Raw genomic sequence first — 4,026 nt, forward strand, 5'->3', positions numbered from 1 at the left:
CTGACCTGGGGCGTTGCCTGGCTGGTGCCCACCACCCCGAAGCCGGAATTGTCACTACGGCCGGTGGTACCGCGTCAAGGCGGGAAAGCGTGCCTTGACCCGGCACCACCGGCCGTGTTCGGGCTTCGGATCGGGGTGGCGGGGGAGGTCTGGGTGGGGTGCCGGTTTGGGCGTCCGCGTCTCGTTCGGGCCGGTGAGGTGGCTGCCTATGGCGCTCTGACTCGCCGCCCGCAGCTTCCCGCCCTCCCTAGGGGGCCGGTCCCGGTTCCAGCGTATCGGCGCGCCCCGACGAAACCTGCCGGTTGCGCCGCCGGAGGTCGAGTTGTCCACGCCGGTGGCGACTTGTGGATGGCCGAGCTGCGGAGGTAGGTCGCCCGTGCCGGGAACGGGACGACAACCCCGTCCCTCGTTGCGCGACCCGCCAGCCTCGCCCTTGGCCCGAGCAAGTAAGCCGGCCACGCAACCCGCCGGCCTCGCCCCTGGCCGAGCAAGTAAGCCGGCCGCACACCCGGAAGCCCGCCGAGCCGACCTCAACCCGCCCCCGGCGACGGTGCGATGTGCCCCGCCGACCCGGCCGGATACGCTGTGCGGCGTGCGCGTACTGGTAATCGGCTCCGGCGCCCGTGAGCATGCACTCGTCCTCGCGGCGTCCGGCGATCCCGCCGTCACGGCCCTGGCCTGCGCGCCCGGCAATGCCGGGACCGCCGCCGTCGCCGAGCAGCTCGGTGTTGAGGCCGCCGATCCCGAGGCCGTTGCCGGGCTCGCCAAGAGCTGGCAGGCCGACCTCGTCGTCGTCGGGCCTGAAGTGCCGCTCGTCGCCGGGGTGGCCGATGCCGTGCGGAAGGCCGGCGTCGCCTGCTTCGGCCCGTCGGCCGCCGCCGCTCGGATCGAAGGGTCGAAAGCCTTCGCGAAGGACGTCATGGCCGCCGCGAACGTGCCCACCGCGCGCAGCGAGGTCGTCGACAACCCCGCCCGGCTCGATGCCGCGCTCGCCCGGTTCGGCCCCACCTGGGTCGTCAAGGACGACGGCCTCGCCGCCGGCAAGGGCGTCGTCGTCACGCCGGACATCGACGTCGCGCGCAAGCACGCCATCATGCTGCTCGACGGCGGGCACCCCGTCCTCCTCGAATCCTTTTTGGACGGACCGGAAGCCTCGCTGTTCTGCTTCGTCGACGGCAACACCGTCGTCCCGCTGCTGCCCGCCCAGGACTTCAAGCGCGTCGGCGACGGCGACGCCGGCCCGAACACCGGCGGCATGGGTGCCTACGCCCCGCTGCCCTGGGCGCCCGAAAACCTGGTCGACGAGCTGGTCGAGACCGTCGTCCAGCCGGTCGCCGACGAGCTGGTGAACCGCGGCGCGCCGTTCTCCGGCCTGCTCTACGCCGGCCTCGCGCTGACCTCCGACGGCCCGCAGGTCATCGAGTTCAACTGCCGCTTCGGCGACCCGGAGACGCAGGTCGTGCTGGCCCTGCTGCGCACCCCGATCGCCGGGCTGATGCACGCCACCGCCACCGGGAAGCTCGCCGAGCACCCGCCGCTGGAATGGTCCGGCGGCGCCGCGGTCACCGTCGTGATCGCCGCCGACGGCTACCCCGGCAAGCCGCGCACCGGGGACGTCATCGCCGGGGCCGAGCTGGAAGGCGTCCTGCACGCCGGCACCCGCCGCCGGGACGACGGCGCCGTCGTCTCCTCCGGCGGCCGCGTGCTCTCGGTCGTCGGCACCGGGAAGTCGCTCAAGGCGGCGCGCAAGCACGCCTACGAGACCGTCGAAAAAGTCCACCTCGCGGGCTCGCACCACCGCACGGACATCGCGCTGAAGGCGGCGAACGGCGAGATCAGCGCCCCGACGGCCAAACAGCGGGCCTGATTCCACGGATCGGGGGAACCGGCCGGGCCCACTCTTCGTCCAAACTCAGGGCTCACCGACTCATCCGCGTTGGTAGCCTCGACGGAGGAGCCGGCCGGTCACTGTCCGTATGACGTCAGGGGAGAGCATGTCAGGACCCTCGTACGACAGCGCTGTTCCGGGGCTTCGCCCCGGGCCGGGGGCTCCGCCACCCGGACCCCCGCAAGACTTCGGTTCGGCCGTCCCGGTGGCGCCGGCAGCCGCGGACGTCCTGGTCCACCCCGACAAGCTGCTCGACGTCGCGCGGATCGTCGAAGAGCAGGCCAACGCCCTCGAAGACCAGCTGCTCACCCGGCTCGGCCAGCTGCGGATCGACGCGCCGTCCGCCGACGTGATCAGCACCCAGTCGGTCCAGGCCTGGAACACCCTGATCGCCGACGGCGACCGCTCCTACGCGGGCCAGGTGCGCGAGTACGTCGCCGGCCTCAAGCGCCTGGTCGAGCAGCTGCGCGAAGCCGCGAAGGACTACAAGGTCGGCGAAGAGGAGAAGGCGGCGGTGTTCGGTGACCGCGGCAAGCACGGTGCGTAACCGGATCGCCGGAGGCGTGCTCGCGACGGCGGCGCTCGCCGGCTGCTCCGCGGGCACCGAAGGCACCCCGTACCCGGTCGAAACGGCCGCCACGGCCGCGTCGCAGAGCGCCAAGGCCGCCCAGCTCCCGCAGCGGCCGGCCGACCTGTCGCTGCAGGGCGTCGAGCTGTGTGAAATCTTCCCGCAGGTGCAGCTCGACGCGCTGAAGATCAACAGCGTCCCCCGCAAGGCGCCGGAGGAGGACGGCCGGACCTGCGTGTTCGACGCCGACGGCGCCGAGCCGGTGCACTCCTACCACGTGCGAGCCGTGTCGGCGGACCTCGGCCAGTGGATCACCGGCACCCGCAAGAAGAACAGCATGACCACCGAGCCGAAGACCATCGGTGGCTACCCGGCGCTGACGAACTACCGCGCGGCCGGCGACCCGGCCGACTGCGAGACGCTCGTCGGCGTCGCGAAGGGCCAGACGCTGGCCGTCCAGACCTTCGCCATCACCCGCGGCCGGCTCACGCAGCCGCAGCTGTGCGACATGTCGGCGCACGCCGCCGACCTGGCGCTGCAGTCCCTGAAAGCACGCAACTAGGGAGGGCGCGTGGAATTCTCCGAGCTCGCGGCCGGAATCCAGAACCACCGGTTCGACGGCTGGACCAACACCGCGATCGCCGACCAGATCACCCGGATGATCAACGGCGACGGCACCGGCAGCATCGGCACCGCCGTCGACGCGCTGAAGGCCGTCGCGACCGCCCTCGCCCACACCGACCAGACGTTGCGCGCGCAGCTGCTCGAACTCGGCGTCGAATGGCAGAGCCAGGCCGGTGGCGCGGCGAGCCAGGTCTTCACCGAGAAGGCCGGCTTCTCCCAGGACGCCACCACGAAGGTCGCGCACGCCGCGGAAATGGTGTTCGAGCAGGGCGAGGCCTTCAACCGGACCAAGTACAAGCTGCCGGACGCCGAGACGGTCCGGAAGGGCGCGGGCGGCTTCACCCTCACCGACAACCTGGTCAGCCTCATCGGCTTCGAGACCGACCACGCCAAGCAGGTCGAGGCCGCGAACGACGCCAAGGCCCAGGCCCAGCAGGCGCTGAACGAGTACGCCCAGCAGAGCGGCACGAACCTGCTCTCGACGCAGGCGCTGTCCGACCCGGAGTCGCTGAAGCTGGCCGCCCCGGGCATCACGCCGGGAGTGCTGGACGTCGCCGGCGCCGCGGTCGCGGTGACGCCGGACGGCGGCGTGAAGCCGGCTTCGGACAAGGTCCGGTCGGTGCACGTCGATCCGCCGGTGGTGCAGCCGGTGTCGCACACCGTGCACGCCGACCCGCCGACCCCGGTCTACGGCGTCGCGGCCCAGCAGCCGTCCCGGCCCGCGCCGCAGCAGCCGCAGCAGCCGTCGCGCCAGACCGGCTCGACCGGTTCGGCGGGCGCGGCCGGCGCCCCGCCCGTCCAGCACACGACACCGAGTTCGACGACGCCCTCGGGCGCGAAGCCGCCGACGGCGTCGCCCGGTCCCGGCTGGGTCCACACCCCGGGCCGCGGCACGTCCGGCGACCCGGCCGGCCGCTTCACCCCCGGGCCGGGGGCCGGGGGCCAG

3 protein-coding genes and 1 pseudogene are annotated in these 4,026 nt (G+C 72.8%); all 4 read left to right on the forward strand.

Annotation, left to right across the window (positions count from 1 at the left end; all coding sequences use genetic code 11):
- Positions 1–592 precede the first annotated feature (592 nt).
- Positions 593–1,867, forward strand: coding sequence for a phosphoribosylamine--glycine ligase (gene purD, locus ACWEVN_RS46920; RefSeq protein WP_449688123.1), 1,275 nt, complete (start codon positions 593–595; stop codon positions 1,865–1,867).
- A 226-nt stretch (positions 1,868–2,093) separates the two neighbouring features.
- Entirely contained in the window at positions 2,094–2,435 is a 342-nt protein-coding gene (locus ACWEVN_RS46925) for a hypothetical protein (RefSeq protein ID WP_449680108.1), read from the forward strand.
- Between the two features lie 16 nt (positions 2,436–2,451).
- Positions 2,452–3,018 (forward strand): DUF3558 domain-containing protein, encoded by a 567-nt coding sequence (locus tag ACWEVN_RS46930; protein ID WP_452055589.1) that lies wholly within the window; start codon positions 2,452–2,454, stop codon positions 3,016–3,018.
- Between the two features lie 9 nt (positions 3,019–3,027).
- A pseudogene (locus ACWEVN_RS46935) lies at positions 3,028–4,026 on the forward strand (hypothetical protein); the annotation flags it as partial.

The sequence above is a fragment of the Amycolatopsis sp. NPDC003861 genome, assembly GCF_053605405.1.